The sequence below is a fragment of the Rhodoferax sp. genome, from assembly GCF_025354435.1.
Taxonomy (GTDB): Bacteria; Pseudomonadota; Gammaproteobacteria; order Burkholderiales; family Burkholderiaceae_C; genus Rhodoferax_B.
This window is the reverse complement of sequence record NZ_JANXMU010000038.1, coordinates 12144-32112: the sequence shown is the minus strand read 5'-3', so window position 1 is coordinate 32112 and position 19969 is coordinate 12144. Positions and strand designations below refer to the sequence as shown.

At 65.2% G+C, this 19969-nt stretch carries 17 protein-coding genes; 11 read left to right on the top strand and 6 right to left on the bottom strand.

Translation table 11 applies throughout. The features are described 5' to 3' along the window. Nucleotides 1-16: 16 nt before the first annotated feature. Nucleotides 17-1204, bottom strand: a complete 1188-nt coding sequence (gene metK, locus Q0T48_RS09865) for a methionine adenosyltransferase (protein ID WP_295955755.1) — start codon at nt 1202-1204, stop codon at nt 17-19. A gap of 136 nt (nt 1205-1340) precedes the next feature. Between metK and Q0T48_RS09860 the strand changes: the two genes are divergently transcribed. Together Q0T48_RS09860 and Q0T48_RS09855 are read left to right on the top strand one after the other, a co-directional pair. After that, nucleotides 1341-2189 carry a lysophospholipid acyltransferase family protein gene (locus Q0T48_RS09860; protein WP_295955753.1) on the top strand — a complete coding sequence of 283 codons (849 nt, stop codon included), beginning with the start codon at nt 1341-1343 and terminating at the stop codon, nt 2187-2189. Between the two features lie 43 nt (nt 2190-2232). Next, the gene (locus Q0T48_RS09855; protein WP_295955750.1) at nt 2233-3099 is read left to right on the top strand and encodes a lipid A biosynthesis acyltransferase; all 867 of its coding nucleotides are present in this window, start codon (nt 2233-2235) and stop codon (nt 3097-3099) included. Between the two features lie 64 nt (nt 3100-3163). Here the strand turns inward: Q0T48_RS09855 and yihA are convergent, their stop codons facing one another. Then, a complete protein-coding gene (gene yihA / locus Q0T48_RS09850) occupies nt 3164-3847 on the bottom strand; it encodes a ribosome biogenesis GTP-binding protein YihA/YsxC (protein WP_295955878.1) in 684 nt (227 codons plus the stop codon). 248 nt (nt 3848-4095) lie between these two features. On the opposite strand from yihA, the gene Q0T48_RS09845 reads away from it, so the two are divergent. From Q0T48_RS09845 to Q0T48_RS09825, 5 genes are all read left to right on the top strand, one after another. Continuing rightward, a complete protein-coding gene (locus Q0T48_RS09845; RefSeq protein ID WP_295955747.1) occupies nt 4096-4734 on the top strand; it encodes a c-type cytochrome in 639 nt (212 codons plus the stop codon). Between the two features lie 117 nt (nt 4735-4851). After that, nucleotides 4852-6960 (top strand): cytochrome c biogenesis protein ResB, encoded by a 2109-nt coding sequence (locus Q0T48_RS09840; protein WP_295955744.1) that lies wholly within the window; start codon nt 4852-4854, stop codon nt 6958-6960. A 1-nt stretch (nt 6961) separates the two neighbouring features. Continuing rightward, nucleotides 6962-8305, top strand: coding sequence for a c-type cytochrome biogenesis protein CcsB (ccsB, locus tag Q0T48_RS09835; RefSeq protein WP_295955742.1), 1344 nt, complete (start codon nt 6962-6964; stop codon nt 8303-8305). A 49-nt stretch (nt 8306-8354) separates the two neighbouring features. Beyond that, complete coding sequence (msrP, locus tag Q0T48_RS09830) at nt 8355-9344, top strand: protein-methionine-sulfoxide reductase catalytic subunit MsrP (RefSeq protein ID WP_295955740.1); 990 nt, start codon at nt 8355-8357, stop codon at nt 9342-9344. 7 nt (nt 9345-9351) lie between these two features. Beyond that, complete coding sequence (locus Q0T48_RS09825; RefSeq protein ID WP_295955738.1) at nt 9352-10005, top strand: protein-methionine-sulfoxide reductase heme-binding subunit MsrQ; 654 nt, start codon at nt 9352-9354, stop codon at nt 10003-10005. A gap of 3 nt (nt 10006-10008) precedes the next feature. Here the strand turns inward: Q0T48_RS09825 and Q0T48_RS09820 are convergent, their stop codons facing one another. Further along, complete coding sequence (locus Q0T48_RS09820) at nt 10009-11271, bottom strand: alanine racemase (protein WP_295955735.1); 1263 nt, start codon at nt 11269-11271, stop codon at nt 10009-10011. Between the two features lie 155 nt (nt 11272-11426). Between Q0T48_RS09820 and Q0T48_RS09815 the strand changes: the two genes are divergently transcribed. Both Q0T48_RS09815 and Q0T48_RS09810 read left to right on the top strand, forming a co-directional pair. Then, nucleotides 11427-13535: a TonB-dependent receptor gene (locus Q0T48_RS09815; protein WP_295955732.1), complete on the top strand. Its 2109-nt coding sequence runs from the start codon at nt 11427-11429 to the stop codon at nt 13533-13535. Further along, a complete protein-coding gene (locus tag Q0T48_RS09810) occupies nt 13535-15832 on the top strand; it encodes a CHAT domain-containing protein (protein WP_295955730.1) in 2298 nt (765 codons plus the stop codon). Before Q0T48_RS09815 ends, Q0T48_RS09810 begins: the two co-directional genes overlap by 1 nt. Nucleotides 15833-15901: 69 nt before the next feature. Here Q0T48_RS09810 and Q0T48_RS09805 read toward each other — a convergent pair whose 3' ends face one another. The 3 genes from Q0T48_RS09805 to Q0T48_RS09795 are packed head-to-tail and all read right to left on the bottom strand — an operon-like array spanning nt 15902 to nt 18418. Further along, nucleotides 15902-17302: a caspase family protein gene (locus Q0T48_RS09805; RefSeq protein WP_295955727.1), complete on the bottom strand. Its 1401-nt coding sequence runs from the start codon at nt 17300-17302 to the stop codon at nt 15902-15904. Next, nucleotides 17299-17832 (bottom strand): hypothetical protein, encoded by a 534-nt coding sequence (locus tag Q0T48_RS09800; protein ID WP_295955725.1) that lies wholly within the window; start codon nt 17830-17832, stop codon nt 17299-17301. The genes Q0T48_RS09805 and Q0T48_RS09800 overlap by 4 nt, the downstream gene beginning before the upstream one ends. Then, nucleotides 17822-18418 carry an RNA polymerase sigma factor gene (locus Q0T48_RS09795; RefSeq protein WP_295955722.1) on the bottom strand — a complete coding sequence of 199 codons (597 nt, stop codon included), beginning with the start codon at nt 18416-18418 and terminating at the stop codon, nt 17822-17824. The genes Q0T48_RS09800 and Q0T48_RS09795 overlap by 11 nt, the downstream gene beginning before the upstream one ends. A gap of 116 nt (nt 18419-18534) precedes the next feature. On the opposite strand from Q0T48_RS09795, the gene Q0T48_RS09790 reads away from it, so the two are divergent. Then, nucleotides 18535-18699: a hypothetical protein gene (locus tag Q0T48_RS09790; RefSeq protein WP_295955719.1), complete on the top strand. Its 165-nt coding sequence runs from the start codon at nt 18535-18537 to the stop codon at nt 18697-18699. Between the two features lie 32 nt (nt 18700-18731). After that, nucleotides 18732-19904 (top strand): hypothetical protein, encoded by a 1173-nt coding sequence (locus Q0T48_RS09785; protein WP_295955717.1) that lies wholly within the window; start codon nt 18732-18734, stop codon nt 19902-19904. Nucleotides 19905-19969 lie beyond the last annotated feature (65 nt).

Genomic DNA, 19969 nt, shown 5'->3' with positions numbered 1-19969 from the left:
CTTCGTTACATTTGGCTTAGCCCTTCCGGCCCGCAGCAGCGCGCAGGATCTGCGCCTTGTCCGTCCGTTCCCACGTAAATTCAGGCTCTTCGCGCCCAAAGTGGCCGTAGGCGGCGGTCTTTTCGTAGATCGGGCGCAGCAGGTCCAGCATCTGGATGATGCCCTTGGGGCGCAGGTCGAAGTGGGCTTTGACCAGCTCGGCGATCTGCTCGTCGGGGATCACGCCCGTGCCTTCGGTATAGATGGTCACGTTCATGGGCTGCGCCACGCCAATCGCGTAGGCCACCTGTATCTGGCACTGGCGCGCCAAACCAGCGGCCACGATGTTCTTGGCCACGTAGCGGGCGGCATAGGCGGCCGAGCGGTCCACCTTGGTTGGGTCTTTGCCGCTGAACGCGCCGCCGCCGTGCGGGCAGGCACCGCCGTAGGTGTCCACAATGATCTTGCGGCCGGTCAAGCCGCAGTCGCCTTGCGGGCCGCCGATGACGAAGCGGCCGGTGGGGTTGATCAAATACTTGGTGTTTTGCAGCCACTCTTTGGGCAGCACCGGCTTGATGATTTCTTCGATCACGGCCTCGATGAACGAGTCCTTCATCTTGTGTGCGGTTTCCGACTGGTCGGGGTGGTGCTGGGTGGACAAGACCACGGTGTCGATGCTGTGCGGCTTGCCGTCCACGTAGCGCATGGTCACCTGGCTCTTGGCATCGGGGCGCAAGAAAGGCAGGCGGCCATCTTTGCGCAGCTGGGCCTGGCGCTCGACTAGGCGGTGGGCGTAGTAGATCGGCGCGGGCATCAGCTCGGGCGTCTCATTACAGGCGTAGCCGAACATCAGGCCCTGGTCGCCCGCGCCGGTGTTCAGGTGGTCGTCACTGGCGTGGTCCACGCCCTGGGCGATGTCGTTGCTCTGCTTGTCGTAGCAGACCATGACCGCGCAACCCTTGTGGTCGATGCCGTATTCGGTGTTGTCGTAGCCGATGCGCTTGATGGTGTCGCGCGCCACCTGGATGTAGTCCACATGCGCGTTGGTGGTGATTTCACCGGCCAGCACGACCAGGCCGGTGTTGGTCAGCGTTTCGGCGGCCACGCGGCTCAGCGGGTCTTGCTTGAAGATTGCGTCCAGAATCGCGTCCGAGATCTGGTCGGCGACCTTGTCGGGGTGGCCTTCGGAAACGGATTCGGAGGTGAAAAGAAAGTCGTTCGCCATTTTGTAAACTCCTGTGTTGGTGATGGCGCGTTGCCAGCCTGGGGAGCTTTGGCGAACGCTTTAGCAGATGTGTTTAACGTCGCCCTGCAAGTAGTTCAGTTAACTCAGCGACCCTATCATTTTACCGCCACAAACTATGTCCTTGTTGTTCCGATGGTCCGCCCACCTGCCGCTGGCGGTGCTGCACATGCTGGGTGCGCTGCTGGGCTGGCTGGCGTATCTGGCATCGCCCACCTACCGCAAGCGCTTCAATGAGAACGTGGCCCAGGCCGGGATTGCCCCGCGCCAGGCCCGCCGCGCCATTGCCGAAGCGGGCAAGCTGGCCACCGAGCTGCCCTGGCTGTGGCTGCGCCCCCGTGCCCAGAAGCTGCCCAAAATCCAGTGGCAGGGCGTGGAGCACCTGGAGGCCGCGCTGGCCCTGGGCAAGGGCGTGGTGTTCATGACCCCGCACGTGGGCAGCTTCGAGGTGGTGCCGCAGGCGCACGCCGCCCGTTTCAGCGAACAGTACGGCGCCATGACCATCCTGTACAAACCATCCAAATTCGCATGGCTGGATGCATTGCTCAAGGCCGCCCGCTCCGCGCCGGGGCTGGAGGCCGCGCCCACCACCACCGGCGGCGTGCGCATGATCCTCAAGTCGCTCAAGCAGGGCCGGGTGGTGGGCATGCTGCCCGACCAGGTGCCGGGCGAGGGGCAGGGCGTGTGGGCGCCGTTTTTTGGCCGCCCGGCCTACACCATGACCCTGGCTTTACGTTTGGCCCGGCAAAGCGGTGCGCCGATGCTGGTAGCCTTGGGCGACCGTTTGCCCTGGGGGCGCGGCTATGTCATCCATGTGCACCCCCTGCATTTGCCGCTGGACCAGGGCGATACGGTGGCTGCCGTGGCGCTGAACGCGGCCATGGAAGACCTGATCCGCCAACGCCCCGGCATGTACCTCTGGAGCTACGCGCGCTACAAACAGCCGCGGCCAGAATCCCGCCCCTGATTTCCCGGTTTCCTCCCGTTTTTGTTTCTGATTTGGATTTTTGATGCTGTCCCAAGGATTGATTGTGTTCATGCGCCTGCTGGCGCGCCTGCCGCTGGTCTGGGTGCGCGGCGTGGGCTGGGTCCTGGGGCTGCTGCTGTACGGTCTGCTGGGCGGTCGGCGGGCCATTGCCACCACCAATCTCACACTATGTTTTCCAGAGCAGTCTGCGCAGGAGCGGCGGGCGCTGGTGCGGCAAATCTTTGTATACTTCACCCGGGCCTGGCTGGACCGGGGCTGGCTGTGGCACGGCGCACCCGAGCGCACCTTGCAGCGGCTCAAAATCGTGGGCGACGTGGCGCAATTGAACGGCGACACCCCCACCGTGCTGTTCGTGCCGCACTTTGTGGGGCTGGACGCGGGGGCTACCGCCTTGTCGCAGCAGATTCCGCGCGACTTCAACACCATCTTCACCCCCCAAAGCAACCAGGTGATGGACGCATGGATCGCCCAGGGCCGCCAGCGCTTTGGCAACGCCCGCCTGTTTGACCGCCGCCAGGGCGTGAAGGAAATCGTCGCTTCGCTGCGCCAGGGCCAGCCGCTGTACCTGCTGCCCGACATGGACTTTGGGTCCAAGGACGCGTTTTTTGTGCTGTTTTACGGCGTGGCCGCGGCCACCGTGCCGTCCTTGTCGCGTTTCGCCCGGCTGGGCCGCGCCAAGGTGGTGCCGGTGCTGACCCGCATGACCGACTGGGGCTACGAGGTGGAAGTGCTGCCCGCCTGGGAAAACTTCCCCAGCAATGACGCAGAAGCCGACACCGCCCTGATGAACCGCCGCCTGCAAGACTACATCGCCACCATGCCCGCGCAGTACTTCTGGGTGCATAAACGCTTCAAAACCCGGCCCCCAGGCGCGCCCGAGGTGTATTGAGTTTTACTATGTTTTTAGGAGCTTCTAGCGCACGTGGAATATGCGCTGGGGACCTAAAAGACCATTAATTTTCGTCGAGGTTCTCGGGCTCATCCAGATTCTCGGGTTCGTCGATCACCGGCGCGGCTGGCTTGGGCGCGGGTGCATCGGCACCTTCGGGGTGGGCCCACTGCCACAGCAATTGGCTGGCTTCGTCGATACCTTGCTTTTTGAGGGCCGAGAATAGCTTGACCTCGCCGCCACCGGCTTGCAGGCGCGCGATCGACAAGGCCTTGGTGGCTTCTTCGCGGTTCAGCTTGTCGGACTTGGTCAGCAAAATCAGAAACTTCAGGCCTTCGGCGACGCGGGGGCGCACGATGTCCAGCAAGATTTCGTCCAGCTCGGTCAGGCCGTGGCGCGGGTCGCACATCATCACGATGCCGATCAGGTTCTCGCGGGTGATCAAATAATTGGCCATCACGCGCTGCCAGCGGATCTTGTCGGCCTTGGGCACGGCCGCGTAGCCGTAGCCGGGCAAATCGGCCAGCACCGCGTCGGTCACGCCCTGTTTGCCCAGGCTGAACAGGTTGATGTTCTGCGTGCGGCCGGGTTTTTTGGAGGCGTAAGCCAGCTGCTTTTGCTGCGTCAGGGTGTTGATGCAGGTGGATTTGCCTGCGTTGGAGCGGCCCACGAAGGCGATTTCCGGCACCGTCAGCGGGGGCAGATGGTGTAGTTGCGGCGCGGTGGTCAGGAACTTGGCCGTGTGCATCCAGCCCGAGGCGATGACCGCTGGGCTTTTGGCGGGCGGCAATTTGGGCAAGGGCGCGCCGTCGGCTGCCGGGGGAGAGGTAGGAATCATGGAGTCTTCGGAGGACAGGGTGCAGGTGCTGCGCCCGTCGTGTTCAGGGGGTTCTCGTAAAGAGAACCGGGCCTGCATTGTAGAATCATTGGCTTGTGCGCCCCAAAATAGCCCCAGAAGCGCCCCCGAAAAAGACAAATCGATAGGCCCCCTCGAATATGAAGCTACTTGTCTCCCTGTTGACCGCCGCCGCGCTGGCGAGCCCCTTTGTGTCGACTTTTGCCGCCGAGGAAAAGCCCGCCGCGCCTATGGCCGCCAAGCCAGATCTGGTCAAAGGCGAGGCCAGCTTTACCGCGGTGTGCGCCGCCTGCCACGGTGCCGACGGCAATTCAGGCATTGCCGCCAACCCCAAGTTGTCGCAGCAGCACCCCCAGTATTTGGTGAAGCAGTTGCAGGAATTCAAGTCCGGCAAGCGCAACAACGCCATCATGAAGGGCTTCGCCACCACCCTGAGCGATGACGACATGCGCAACATCGCCTACTGGGTCACGTCCAAGCCCATCAAACCCGGTTTTGCCAAAGACAAAGAGCTGGTGGCCCTGGGTGAGCGTATTTACCGCGGTGGTATTGCCGATCGCCAGATTGCCGCCTGCGCAGGCTGCCACAGCCCCAACGGTGCAGGCATTCCAGCCCAGTACCCACGCCTGGGTGGCCAGCACGCCGACTATGTGGCGACGCAGCTGACCACCTTCCGTGACGGTGGCCGCAAGAACAGCGTGCAAATGACCATGGTGGCCGCCAAGCTGAACGACCGCGAAATCAAGGCCGTGGCCGATTACATCGCTGGCCTGCATTGATAGCGGCCTGGCGCAGCGGTTTCTAGGGAACCAAGCGCCCTCTTTACACCCTAAAAGGGCGGGCTATCCAGGATGGCCCGCCCTTTTTGATTCCTGTTATTGAAGTAGTGACTCCCCATGTCTGTTAGCACCCACGGCGTTCGCGTCAAAACCCGCTCCCATGCCCTGCGCGCCGCGGTGGAGCTGTTTTCGTCGATGCGGTTCTCGATCTCGCTGCTGACCGTCATCTGCATTGCCTCGGTCATCGGCACGGTGCTCAAGCAGCAGGAGCCGCTGGTCAACTACGTCAACCAGTTCGGGCCGTTCTGGGCCCAGGTGTTTGCGGCGGCCAGCCTGACCACGGTGTACAGCGCCTGGTGGTTCATGTTGATTCTGGCGTTTTTGGTGCTCAGCACCTCGCTCTGCATTGCGCGCAGCACGCCCAAGATCTGGGCCGACTTCAAAATTTACAAAGAAAACATTCGCGCCCAAAGCCTGAAAGCCTTTGCCCACCACGCCCAGGCTAGCCTGGCGGAATCGCCCGAGGTGGCGGCCCGGCGCATCGGCCAGACCCTGGTCAGCGGCGGCTGGAAGGTCAAGCTGCAGCAGCGCGACAACGGTTGGATGGTGGCCGCCAAGGCCGGTGCCGCCAACAAGCTGGGTTACATCGCCGCCCATAGCGCCATTGTGTTGATCTGTCTGGGTGGCCTGTTCGATGGCGACCTGGTGGTCAAGGCGCAGATGCTGCTCAACGGCAAGTCGGTCTACAAGGGCGGTGGGCTGATTGCCGATGTGCCTGCCGAATACCGCCTAGGCCCTAATAACCCGACCTTTCGCGGCAATATTTTGGTGGCCGAGGGTTCTCAAAGCAGCACCGCCATCCTGAACCAGACCGGAGGCGTGGTGCTGCAAGACCTGCCGTTTTCGATCGAGCTGAAGAAATTCATCGTCGAGTACTACTCCACCGGCATGCCCAAGCTGTTTGCCAGCGAAATCGTGCTGCACGACAAGGAAACCGGGGCCGCCATTCCGGCCCGTGTCGAGGTCAACCACCCGGCCAACTACAAGGGCGTGGAGATTTACCAGTCCAGCTTTGACGACGGTGGCTCCAAGGTGTCGTTGCGGGCCGTGTCCATGGGGGCGGCCACCAAGCCATTCGAGATTGACGGCATCATCGGTGGCACGTCCCAGCTCACCCAGGGTGCCGGTGGCGAAAAGCTCGCGCTGGAATACACCGCCCTGCGCGTCATCAACGTGGAGAATTTCGGCTCCGACCCCACCGCCTCTGGCGCGGACGTGCGCAAGGTTGATCTGCGCCATTCCATCGACTCGCGCCTAGGCGCAGCCAACAAGACCCAGACCCAGAAAGTGCTGCGTAACGTCGGCCCCAGCATCACCTACAAGTTGCGCGATGCTGCAGGCCAGGCCCGCGAGTTCCACAACTACATGCTGCCGGTGGATACCGGCGACGGCGTGCCGGTCTACCTGCTGGGCATGCGCGAGAACCCGGCTGACACCTTCCGCTATTTGCGCATCCCGGTGGACAGCGAGGGCAGCATGGATAGCTTTGCCCGCTTGCGCGCCGGGCTGCTGGACCCGGCCCTGCGCGCCCAGGCGGTGCAGCGCTACACCGCCAAGGCGGTTGATCCATCGCGGCCCGAGCTGGCGCAGCAACTCAGCCTGTCGGCCAACCGCGCCCTGACCCTGTTTGCCGGGGACGGATCTGGCGGCAAAAGCGCTAAAGGCGGCCTGCAGGCGATTGCCGACTTCATCGAAGCCAATGTGCCCGAGGCCGAGCGTGAAAAAGCCGGTTCGGTGCTGGTGCGCATCTTGAACGGCGTGCTGTTTGAGCTGCTGCAAACCACCCAGACCCAGGCCGGATTGCCGCCCCTGGAGCCTTCAGAAAAAACCCAGGGCTACATGACCCAGGCCGTGCTGGCCCTGAGCGACGTGCAGTTCTACCCCGCGCCCATGGCGTTCGAGTTGACCAACTTCACCCAGGTGCAGGCCAGCGTATTCCAGGTGGCCCGCGCACCCGGTAAGAAGGTGGTGTATCTTGGCTGTGCGTTCCTGATCCTGGGCGTGTTTGCGATGCTGTACATCCGCGAACGCCGCGTCTGGGTCTGGCTCAGCCAGGGGGAGGGCGGTACCGAAGCCAGCATGGCCTTGTCCACCAACCGCAAGACGATGGACGGCGACCGCGAATTTGACCACCTCAAAGACAAATTGATTGGGGCGAAAGACTGATATGACCACCACTACATCCCCCACCACCATCCAGCTCAACGAGGCCTATTGGGGCCGCCGCAGCCTCTTCGACTGGCTGTTTGCCGCCCTGGTGGTGGCCGGTGGCCTGTTTGTGTTCAGCCACTACATGGCCTACATGGACGTGTACGAAAAAGGCATTTTGGTGGCAGCCATGCCTGCTGCCATCTGGATCGGCTGGTTCTGGCGGCCTTTGCGGGTACTGATGCTCACCGTGGCGGCGTTGTCGCTGCTGGCAATCTGGTCTTACCAGGTCGATGGGCAGGGCAGCCTGCCACGCTCGGAAACCGTGTTCTGGCTGAAGTACTTCTTGTCCAGCCAGTCGGCCATTTTGTGGATGAGCGTGCTGTTCTTCATGGCCACCATTTTTTACTGGCTGGGCATGGCCGCATCCGGCAGCAATAGCGCCAGCATGGAGTCGATTGGCTCGCGCATTACCTGGGCGGCAGTCACCATGGCTTTGGTCGGCACCATGGTGCGCTGGTACGAGAGCTACCTGATCGGGGCCGACGTGGGCCACATCCCGGTGAGCAACCTGTACGAGGTGTTTGTGCTGTTCTGCTGGCTCACCGCCACGTTTTATTTGTACTTTGAAGCCCAGTACAACACCCGTTCCATGGGCGCGATGGTGATGCTGGTGGTGAGCGCCGCGGTGGGCTTTCTACTCTGGTACACCGTGGTACGCGAGGCGCATGAAATCCAGCCTTTGGTACCCGCGCTGAAAAGCTGGTGGATGAAGCTGCACGTGCCCGCCAACTTCATCGGCTACGGCACCTTCTCGCTGGCCGCCATGCTGGCCTTTGCCTACCTGATCAAGCAGCAGGCCGCCGAGACGCGCTGGCACAAGCTCACGCCGCTGTGGCTGCTGGGCGTGGTGCTGTGCTTTATTCCGCTGGTGTTCCGCAAAACCACCTCGGACGCGGGCGGCGGCTACTGGGCCGGATACCTGCTGGTATCGGCCATCATCATGGGCAGCATCCTGTGGGGCCGCAAGCGCATCGCCTCGCGCCTGCCCAGCCTGGAGGTGCTGGACGACGTGATGTACAAGTCCATCGCTGTGGGCTTTGCCTTCTTCACCATTGCCACCGTACTGGGTGCCCTGTGGGCGGCCGAGGCCTGGGGCGGCTACTGGAGCTGGGACCCGAAGGAAACCTGGGCGCTGATCGTCTGGCTGAATTACGCCGCCTGGCTGCACATGCGCCTGATGAAGGGCCTGCGCGGCACCGTGGCGGCTTGGTGGGCGCTGGCAGGTCTGGGCGTGACCAGTTTTGCCTTTTTGGGCGTAAATATGTTCCTGAGCGGCCTGCACAGCTACGGAACCTTGTAAGACTTTCGCTTCTCGGACGACTGATAGCTAAACCACAAGGATTTGCCCCATGTTGATCAAGACCCACTCCGACGGATTTCTCCACCCAGCCTCCAGCGAGATCACGCCGCAGCGCGTCTACGCCGGGCGGCGCGACATGGTCAAGCTGATGGCCAGCGGCGTGGCCGGGGTGGCGCTGGCCACCTGGGCCGGGCGTGAAGCCATGGCACAAGGCTCGGGCAAGCTAGCCCCGTTGGTCGGTGCCAAGTCGGCTGTGGCGGGGGCTACGGTGACGGAAAAGCTCACACCGTACAAAGATGCCACCACCTACAACAATTTCTACGAGTTCGGCACCGACAAGGCCGACCCGGCGCAAAACGCGGGTACGTTGAAAACCACGCCTTGGACGGTGGAGATCGAGGGCCTGGTCAAAAAGCCCGCTAAGTACACGCTGGAAGACCTGCTCAAGCTCGCACCCATGGAAGAGCGCATCTACCGCCTGCGCTGCGTGGAGGGCTGGTCCATGGTGATTCCGTGGGTGGGCTATTCGCTCAGCGCGCTGATCAAGGCGGTGGAACCCACCAGTGGTGCCAAGTTTGTCGAATTCGTCACCCTGGCCGACTCCAAGACTATGCCCTTTGTAGGCTCCCGCGTGCTGCAGTGGCCCTACGTGGAAGGCCTGCGCATGGATGAAGCCATGCACCCGCTGGCGCTGCTGACCTTCGGCATGTACGGCGAAGTGCTGCCCAACCAGAGCGGCGCGCCGGTGCGCATGGTGTTGCCGTGGAAGTACGGCTTCAAAAGCGGCAAGAGCATCGTCAAGATCCGCTTCACCGACAAGCAGCCCGCCACCGCCTGGAATAAGGCCGCCGCCAACGAATACGGCTTTTATTCCAATGTGAACCCGAATGTGGACCACCCGCGCTGGAGCCAGGCCACCGAGCGCCGCATTGGCGAAGACGGCCTGTTCGCCAAGAAGCGCAAAACCCTGATGTTCAACGGCTACGAGGCCCAGGTGGGCCAGCTGTATGCCGGGCTGGATCTGCAGAAAAACTTCTGAGCAGTCCATGAAAAAGCTCTTGCTCCACCCCGCCGCCAAGCCGGTGGTGTTTCTGCTGTGCCTGCTGCCTTTTCTGTGGCTGGCATGGAACGTCTTCCAGGCGCAGTTGGGCCATGCCAACACACTGGGGGCCAACCCTGCCGAGCACCTGATCCGCGCCACCGGCGACTGGACACTGCGCTTCATCTGCATCGTGCTGGCCGTCACGCCCCTGCGCACCATCACCAACACCCCCGGCCTGGCGCGCTTTCGGCGCATGCTGGGGCTGTACGTGTACTTTTACGTGGTGGTCCACCTGCTGAGCTACAGCGGCTTTGACATGGGTTTTGACGTGGGTGACATTGCCCACGACATCGCCAAGCGGCCCTTCATCCTGGTGGGTTTCCTGGCCTTTGTGCTGCTGACCCCGCTGGCTGCCACCTCGTTCAACCGCGCCATCAAGGCCATGGGTGCCAAGCGCTGGCAGACGTTGCACAAGCTGGTCTACGGCATTGCCGGGCTGGGCCTGCTGCACTTCTTTTGGATGCGGGCGGGCAAGAACAACTTCGCCGAGGTGGCGGTGTACGCCGCCATCATCGCCGTGTTGCTAGGCTGGCGTGTCGCCCAGTATTTAAAGAAAAAAGGCCTCCAGCGCGCATCCGGCAAGCGTGTGGCGCTATAAAAATTAAAATTCGGTGTGGATGGCCCCGGTGACGCTGCCATCGTCTTCCACCACCGCCATCCAGCGCCATTTGTCAAAGGTGGTGCAGGGGTGGGAAATGCCCAGCACCACGCGGTCGCCCACCTGGGGCACCACCCCTGCGGGGTCAAAGCGCAGGTAGGCGTGCTGGTCGTTCAGCGCGCTGATGTGCCAGTCGGCTGGCGTTGCTACAGTTTGAGTAGCGCCCCGTGCAGCATAGCTTTGCGGTAGCGGCATTTCCAGGTCATAAGAAATATCGCGGCGACCACAGGTGAGCAGGGCCAGGCCGGGCTCGGGCACAGATTGCACCAGCGTCCACACCGACAAGGCGGCGCGCAAAGAGCTGTCCAGCCCTTCGCGCTGCTCCAACTTTTTCAAATACCGGGCGTAATTGCCGTGGTCGTGGGTGATGTAGCAGCCCGAGCGCAACACGCCGGTAAACGGGCGCGATAAATCTTGCGTGCGCAGCAGCGGCAGCACCAGGTCAAACACGGCCGAGCCCCCGGCGGTGACCAGCAGCTCTTCGCCTTGCCACAAGCCCTCGGCATCCACCGCCCGTACCACCTCGGTGACGCGGCGCAGCAGCGCCGTCACCTCCCGGGCATCGTGCGCACTGTCGCAGCGGGCCACACCGCCCTCGTAGCATTCGATACCGCCCAGGCGCACCGCCGGGGACGCTGCCAGCGCCCGGGCCAGGGCCATGGCCTGCTCGGCAGTGCGGCAGCCGGTGCGCTGGCCGGGAATACCCATTTCCAGCAGTACATCGAAAGGCACGCTGGCTTGGCGCTTCTGCGCCCAGTCTTCAATCAAGCCTAGTTGCGCCAGCGAGTCCACCAGAAACCAGACCTTGAGGCCGGGTTGCGCCGCCAGCAGCGCCGCCAGTGCATCAAAGTCGGCATCGCAGACCACCTGGTTACAGATGATGATGCGCTGCGCCCCGGCAGCCACGCCTACGCGGGCCTGGTACACCGTGGCAAAGCTCAGGCCCCAGGCACCGGCGACCAGTTGCTGGGCAAACAGCTCGGGCGACATGGTGGTCTTGCCGTGCGGGGCCAGCACCACGCCCTTGCGCTCGGCATAGGCCTGCATCCAGGCGATGTTGTGCGCAAGGGCGGGTCGGTTCAGGGCGGCCAGTGGAAACGCCAGGTCGTTGGCCAGCAGGTTCCAGCCCAGGCCCGCCAGGTCGCAGGCATGCACCGGGGTGGAGGCTGGGAAGCTTTTGCAATGCGCGTCGAGTGTGAAGGTCATAGGGTTCAATCCAGAGGGCGGTGGGTGTGCTGGCGGTGCCGGTCCAGCATGGAATGGTAAGGCCTGCAGCGCATGTTGTATCTACGCAATGAGCTATGAAAATAATAGCGTCTGAGTGGCGTACCTATCGTTACATTTTGAGATACTGGGACGCTATGCACCTTTTGAAACCCCTGTATCCCTTGTCCCTCCTGGCCCTGCTGCTCCCCACCGCTGGCATGGCCGCCACCCTGGCCCCCGTGACCGTTACCGACAGCCCGCTGCTCGACCAGGATGCCAACACCCGCAGGTTTGACCACGATGAACTGGCCCGCTTTGGCGACGGTGCGGACCTGCTGGACGCGCTGCGCCGCCTGCCCGGCGTACAAATTTTGTCCGAAGGCCGCATCCAGTTGCGCGGCATGGGCAATGGCTATACCCGTGTCGAAGTGAACGGCCAGGCCGTGGGCGGCTTGCGTGAAGGCCCGGTGTTGGACGGATTAACCGTCGACATGGTGGAGCAGGTTGAAATTGTGCGGGGTGCCACGGCCACCGGCAGCGGCGAGGCCGTGGCGGGCACGGTACGTATCACCACCCGCGCCGCCAGCGACCACGACCGGCTACGGCTCAAGGCCCAGGTGGGTTCCGACGCAGGTCGACCCAGCGAAAAGCTGGCGCTGGAATGGAGCGGTAGCACGGGCGCGGTGGACTACCAACTCACGGCCCGCGTCCAGCAGCGCCGCGCCTCTCCCGCCGACCGGGCCGATGGCACGGGCATTGATGCCAGCGGCGCACCGTACTACACCGACCACGCCGACACCCTGCGCCACAACCAGACCGGCGGCCTCACCATGGAGCCGCAAATCGTCTGGCGTGCCAGCCCCCGCGACACCCTGACCCTGACCAGCATGGCCGAGCAAAGTGGGGTGCGTCTGGACACCGACAAGTCGTACGCCCTGCAAGCCGCCTGGCCCGCCGACTACGCCATGGAGTCCACCCGCGAACGCAGCCAGTTCTGGAGCCTGCGTCCGCAACTGCAGTGGAGGCACCGCTGGGACAATGGCAACCGCTTCACTTTCGACATGGGCGGTAACCGCAGCGGGGAAGCGGGCAGCTGGGCCCAGCAGCAGTTGGATGTGGCGGGCAATGCGGTGTTTGCCGATGACCAGCAATGGCGCACCCGCAGCAGCGGCCACCACCTCGGCCTGCGCTGGGACCTGGCCAGCAGCGACGCGTTGCACTGGGCGCTGGGCACCCGGGTGGATGCCGAGGCCCAGCGTGAAACTGATGTCGAAGCGGGCGACACCAGCCACAGCCGCGTGCAGCGCCGCCAAACCGCCGTCTTCGCGCAGGCCAAGGCCCAGCTCGCGCCGGGCTGGCGGCTGGATGCCGGGCTGCGCCATGAACGCACCCAGCTCGGTGTGGGCGACGACGACACCGCGCGCTACACCACAAGTGGCATCTGGCTGCCCTCAGCCACCCTGGCCTGGGACATGGCGGAGCAGCGCACGCTGCGCCTGAACGCTGGCCGCACCTACCGGTCGCCGCGTCTGAAAGACCTGTCGCCCTCGACCCGCCAAACCGACTGGAACGTGCCCGGCAACCCCGACACCCGTGGTAACCCCCTGCTGTTGCCCGAGCGTGCCACGGGCATCGAGTTGGGGTTGGAGCAGGCCTTGGGGGAAGAGGGCCAGCAGGGCGAAATCAACGTCACCCTGCTGCAACGCCGTATCCAGCAGCGCATCCAGTACCAGCTGGATTTTGTGGACGACCGCTGGCTGTTGGCCCCGGTGAACGCCGGTAGTGCGCGGGTGCAGGGCCTGGAGCTGGATGGCCGCTGGGCATTGGCCTCGACCGCCGTGGCCCTGCCGCTTACCCTGCGTGGCAGCCTGGGCCTGTACCGCTCGCAACTGGACGGCGTGGACGCTCCCAATGGCCTGCCGGGCCAGCCCCGTGCCGTGCTGAACATCGGCTTTGACGTGCAAAACGCCACCGGGCCGCTCAGGCCACTCACCTGGGGCGGCAACTTCAATGCCTCGCCGGGCTACAGCGTACGCACCAGCTCCCGGCAAACGCTGGACATCCGCGCCACCCACGCCATCGACCTGTACGCCCAGTGGCAGTTCGACCCGCAAACCCGCCTGCGCCTGAACGCATCCCGCCTGGGCACCCGCTACGCCAGCGTGTCGCATCTGATGACCGACACCTACGGCAACGAACAGCGCGATGCCCTGCTGCAAACCCGGCTCTGGTCCGCCACCGTGGCCTTGGAGAAGGATTTTTAGTGCGCTGGCAGCACGCCTTTTACCTTGCCTTGGCGGTCTGCACGGGCCTGCAAGCCGCCCAGCCTTTGCCAGCCCTGGATGGGCACGCAGAGCAGCTGGCCCGCGCCGTGCGCCAACATCGCTGGGGCGATGCCCAGACCCAGATCGCCTGGCTGCAGCCCCGGCTGCCGTCGGATGCCGCCTGTGCCGACCTACGCTGCCGCTGGGTGCAAGGCAACCGCCTGCTGCTGTACAAAGCCCTGGGCGAGGTGGACACCGCCTACGCCCTGGCCCTGGCCATCGAACGCAACCCGGCGCCCGTGCCACCGGAGGCCACCACCTGGAACGCCATCAACCTGGCCGACCTGGCCCGCCAAAAGGAAGGCAAGGCCGAAGCCCTGCAATGGCTGGACACCGCCCTGGCGCGGGCGGCCACCCTGCCTGCCGACAGCCCGCCACTGCAAGCCGCCCGGCGTACCCGGCTCGACCTGCTGGCCCACTTTGAAGTCGAAGACCCCGCCGTGCTGGCCCCGGCCGTGGCCGACATTGCTGCATTGGCCGCGGTGGAGCAGCAGGTGCACGGTCGCACCAGCGTTGAGCGTGCCAGCTTGCTGCGCCTGCAGTCCACCCTGGTCAAACGCCTGGGTGACACGGCGCAGGCCGCCCGCCTGGCTGCCGAATCGCTGGCCATTGCCTGGGCCACCCAAGAGCCCGAACTGGCTTGGCACTCCGGGCTGCGGCTGTCCAATAGCGCGCAGTACTCGGGGCTGGCATCGGCCCAGATTTTTTATGCCAAATGGGCTGTCAACGCCGCCCAAACCGTGCGCAGCCGCACGCTGGACCTGCCCACCGTACGCCAGCAAAGCTTCATGCAAGACAAGCGCGAGGACTACGTAGACCTGGCCGATGCCCTGCTGGCGCAGCGCCGCCTGCCCGAGGCCGAACAGGTGTTGGCCATGGCCCGCGAGGAGGACTACCACCAGCTGGTGCGCAGCCAGGAGCCGCGCCGCCAGCGGCTGGCCTTCACCGGTCCCGAGCAGCCCTTGGCTCTGGCCCTGGCCCAACACCGCCAGCACCTGGTGCAGGCCTATGCCGACTGGTGCCGCCAGCACCAGCCGCTGGGCTTGGCCGAACAGCCCCTGCAGCAGGCGCTGGATGCCTCCGTGGCCGCGCTGCTGGCCGCGCAAACCTTGCCGCTGGCCGAATCTCCATCGGCCAGCGCGGCCCCGGTTGTATCCGCGATGCCTACGCTCCAGATTCCGCAGGTTTTCTACCTGCCCACCCCCGACCGCCTGCGCATCGCCGTGGCCCGTGGCGAGGCCCTGGACGTGGTGGACGTGCCGGTGACCGAGGCCGCGCTGCTGCGCCACATCGCCGCGCTGCGCCGGGTGCTGCAAAACCCCGCGGTGGATGCCCGCCCGCAGGCCCAGGCCCTGTACGCGCTGCTGTGGGCCCCCATCGTCCACCTGCTGCCCACCGGCCCCGGCAGTGTTGTGCTGCTGCACCCTGAGGGCGCACTGCGCTACCTGCCGTTTGCCACCCTGCATGACGGAACGCATTGGCTGGTGGAGCAGCACGCGCTGGCCCTGAATGCCGGGGGTGGGGTGCAAGCACGTGCCGCGCCGCAGGCCCCACCACGCACTGGCTGGACCTTGTTGGGCAGTAGCCGGGGCGTGGCGGGCCTGCCGCCCTTGGCGCAGGTGCCGGGCGAGCTGGCGGCCATCCGCCACGCCAGCTCCACCACCCGCACGACCACTACCGAATGGCTGGACGCGGCTTTCACCGCGCCCCGCCTGCAAGCCGCCTTGGCGCAGCGCAGCGTGGTGCATATCGCCAGCCACTTTGTACTGGCCCCCGGCGACAGCCGGGCCTCGTGGCTGCAACTGGGCAATGGTGAACGGGTGTCGCTGGCGGCGCTGGCTGGCGATGCGTACCGCTTTGACGGCCTGGACCTGCTGACCCTGAGCGCCTGCGACACCGCCGTACCGCCGGGCGTAGACGCGCAAGGCCGCAGCCTGGACAGCCTGGCCTGGTTGGCCCACGCACGCGGCGCAAAGAACGTGTTGGCCAGCCTCTGGCCCGTGCCCGACGCTTCCACGGCCGCGCTAATGGGGCGCTTCTACCAGCACCTGGCCGCTGGGCAGGGCAAGGCCGATGCACTGCGGTCTGCCCAATTGGACCAACTTGCCCTGCTGGATGCCGGCCGCCAAACGGCACGTGGCCTGCAGCCGGTCCCCACCGCTTTGCAAGCACCGCAGAACGCGGTACGCCACCCCTACTACTGGGGGGCTTTCGTGCTGCTGACCGAAGGCCGTTAAGTAAGTTATTTTGCTATTTAAAAAGTAGCTACTAGCGTAGGTGGATATTGCGCTAGAGGCCTATTTTATTTATTTTTTACCCGGTTCCACCTGCCAGCGTATGTGCGTCTGCCATGCGGTTGGTGCAGCGCTGTCGCCCGCGCCAAAACGCCGGGGTAGCGAGCGGGGCAGGGCGGGGGCCAAGGCCAGCAACAGTGTCTCGCCCACGGTGCCGTCGTCGGTCAGGGTGAAGCTTTGCTGCCAGTGGACCGGGGCGCTGGGCGTGCCCGCTTCCAGCCGGTTGCTGTCGCCCGCCAGCGCGGGGTACAGGCTGCGGGCGGGCTGCCCGGCGGCCTGGTAAAGCAGTGCCATGTCCAGCGACGCGCCGCTGGTGTTGTCTACGGCCAGGGTGAGTTGGGTGCCCGCGGGCAGGCGGCCCAGTTCGACATCGTTGACGGCCAAGGGCTGCGCGGCTTGGCCGGGGCGCTGCAGTGTGAGGCTGGGGCGCACGCCGCTGGGCAGGGGGCCGCTGTGGCTGGACACGGTGCTGTCTGCGGTGTGGGGCGGGCTGCGACCCCATAGCGGCGCGTCCAGGTCGCCCTCGAACAGCGGCGACGGCCAGGCGCTGCGGGCGATGGGCAGCGCCGCTGCCAGCCGCTGGTACTGCTGCAAGGTGGCCGTGGCCAGGGTGCGGTAGCTAGGCGTGTTGGTGGCGGCGAATGGGGCCCAGGCGGCCAGCAGGGCCTGGGTGAACAGCCCGGCCCCTTTCCATTCGGGCGTGCGCTGGTGGCTTTCGCTGGCGTAAAAAGCGGCGTAGGCAGGGCGTGCCTGGGGGGCGGGCAGGCGCTCGGCGGGTTCTGTGCGTGGGCTACCGCTGCGCAGTTGGCTTATTTCCAGCCCACGCCAACGCAAGCCGGTGGCTGCGGCATCGCGTGTGCTGGAGGCTGCGTGGCAGGTGTCGAACACCACAAAAACCTGGGCTCCCCGGGCCTGCCATGCGTCGATGCGGGCACCTAGCGCGGCATCGTGCACGGCACCTTGCAACCTGCCTGTGCGGCGGTCTCGCTGGGCATCGCGGGCCAGCAGGTATTCGTCCAGCCCGTCAGGTTCCTGGCTGGCTTTGGGTGGGGCTGGGCTGCGCACGCCGTGGCCCGACCAGTACAGTAGCACGCTGTCGCCTGCTTGCAGCCGGGGGGTAAGCCCGTCCAGCGCGGCTAGGATGGCGGCTTGCGTGGGCGGCGTGGCCCCCGGCACACCGTCGGCCAGCACGGTGGTGTGGGCCCGGCTAATGCCTTGTGCGGCCAGGCTGGTTTGCACCGCAGCCACGTCGTGGCGCGGGCCATCCAGCCACAGCGTGCGCGGCTGAACGGCCAGTTGCGACACCCCCACCAGTATGGCAAAGCGCTCGGCGTGGGCGGCGGTGCAGAGCAGCGCGGCACCCAGCGCAGTGGCGTGTAGCGGGGCGCGGCGCACAGCCCAGGCTACCTTCATGGTGCCGTCGCGGCCTGCACCAGCGGGCTGGCACGCAACTGGGCCAAGGCGGCATCGCGCTGGGTGGTGGGCACAGCCAGCGTCCAGAGGCCGTCTTCGTCGGGCCCAGCGATGGCTTCTGCCCGCAGGCTGTGCAGCAGGGTGGTGACGGCTTGCAGCGGGGCCTGCGGGGCAAAGTGCACCACCAGCAGGGCGTTGGGGGCACTGCCCAGGGCATCCACGCCGGTTCCGCGCCAGATTACGTCCTGCTGTGGGGGCTGCATTTGCCACGCCAGCAGCCCGGCTTGCAGCACGATGACCAGGCTGGCGAGGGCCGTGGGCCAGCGGGTAAACCAGCCGCGCAGGGCGTCGCGCCAGCCTGCCGATGCCCCAAGGGGTGACGGTATGTGTGCAGTGTCGGCCTTGAGCCGGGCGTGCAACTGGGCCAGTCCCGCTTCTGGGTCCATGTGCGCCAGTTCGGTGTGCAGGGCTGCACGCAAAGTGGCTTGCAGCGCGGCATCCGGGTCGGAGGTGGGGTTGTTATCGGTCATGGTTGTCTCCTTCGCGGGCCAGCCAGTGCTCCAGGCAGGCGCGCAGGTTCAGGCGGCCATGGTAGAGCCGGGTTTTGACGGTGTTTTCGGGGCTGTTTTGCAGCCGGGCGATGGCCGCCAAGGGCATGTCTTCTAGCGCCCAGAGCATCAGGCTTTCGCGCTGCAGGGGGTTGCGCAGCCGCCGCAGGCAGTCCATTACGCCGTGCTGGCGCTGTTGGGCGGCCAGTTGGGCGGGGGGCTCGTGCTGCGCGTCGGCGGGTGGGTCGATGCCGTCCAGCTCCTCGCTCGGTGGGTGGCGTTGCAAGTGGCGCAATCTGTCAATCGCCTTGTTGCGCGCCAGGGTGAAGAGCCAGGTGTTGAAGGCGACACGCCCGTCAAAGCGCTCGGGGTAGCGCCATAGGTCGTGGAACACGTCGATGGTCACCTCGTCGGCCAGCGCATCGGCATCCAGGCCGCTGGGTAGCACTTGCATGCGGGCAAACAGTCGCACCTTGGGCGACCAACTTCGGTACAGGCTGTCGAGGGCGCGGGTGTCGCCAGAGCGGACGGCGGCCAGAAGTTCGGCGGGGGTGGATTCGGGCTGCATGGAATGGCCGCAATCATAGCTGCGGCGGTTACAAATTTTTTTGAACCGCGGGCGAAGGGGCTGCGAATAACAGAGGCATTAATTTTTTTGCCTCCACCACCACAGCCTTATTCCCCATGCCCATGACCTTTGCCCGTATCGCCGCCCTTTTAGTTTTTCTGTCCACGCTGGGTGCCTGCACCAGCACCCCGTCGGCCCAGGTGGTCGGCTCCGCCGAATCTCCCAGGCCTATCTCCACCCCTACGCCCTGGTACGCCGGCACCCGCGGCATTGCCGACTGATTTCGTTCCACCCGCCACACCCAAGATCCAGCATGAAAAAAATTTCTATCTTCACCCTGACCCTGACCGCCGCCCTGGTACTGACCGCCTGCGGCGGTGGCGACTCCGGCACCGACACGGCCGCTCCTGCGGCTTCGCCCGTGACCACCGCCGCCAACGCCAACCTGGCGGCCCTGTCGGCCACGACCATTTCCAGCGATGGCGCGACCGAGGCCTTTGATGTGCTGGCCAGCCTGGGCGACACCTGGCGGCTGGTGGTTAACAAGAGCACCGGTGCCTACACCCTGACCCCCATCGATTCGCTGTACGGCCTGGCCGCCGAGTCCGGCACGCTGGTGCGCACTGTCTCGGGCGATTTCGTGGCTTACGTGCTGGCCAATAAGCTCAGCCTGACGCAGGACAGCCGCACCGGCGCCTTGGCTGGCAGCATGGTGGTGGGCGGTCTGAGCGCCCAGGTCACCGGCACGCCCTACCAGGTGGCCGATGCGGCCAAGCTGGCTGGTACGTACAACGTGATGGGGGCGGTGCGCAACAAGGTGGGCGGCGGCGACCGCGAGTTCATCGCCGGGCAGATCCAGATCGCCAGCAACGGGGCCAGCGCCACCTTCTGCGTGGGCGGGCTGGTCGACACCGCCGGTAACTGCACGGATGTGGATAGCACCGACGGCAAGACGCCGGAGAAGGCCGTGATCGCACTGACCAAGGTGACCGGCACGGGTGGGAATAGTGGCGGCTTCTACAAGATGCGCATCACCGGCAGCGACAACCAGAGCCACGACTTCGGCAACCTGCTGGTGCAAAACGGCAACCTGGGCACGGTGCTGCTGATCGACCGCTACGGCCAGAACCAAAGCGGCGTGGGCAGCACCTTGCGCGTGGGTAACTTCTTCGCGGTGAAGGCGCAGACGCTGGCTGGCAGCGAAATCGACGGCAGCTGGGCCTGCCAGGTGACCAGCGGCACGGCCAACCTCAGCATCAAAGGAACGGCCAACGCCGTCGCCAACAGCGCCGAAACCCCGGGTACGTGGACCGAAACCCTGGCCTATAACCGCGTCAACGCCGCCAGTGGCGCGCTGCTGGCGGCGCCGGGTTTCGTGGTCAGCACCTACCAGGGCGAGGGCGTGTTGGCGCTGCCGCTGTCGGCCAGCCTACTGGTCTTTGAGGCCGACAGCGTGCGCGGCATCGCGGTCTGCTCCAAGAAGTGAGTCGCCCTATTTTTTGGTATGAAATAGGCTGCAGGCCATGGTTAATACTGGGCCTATTGCTATCA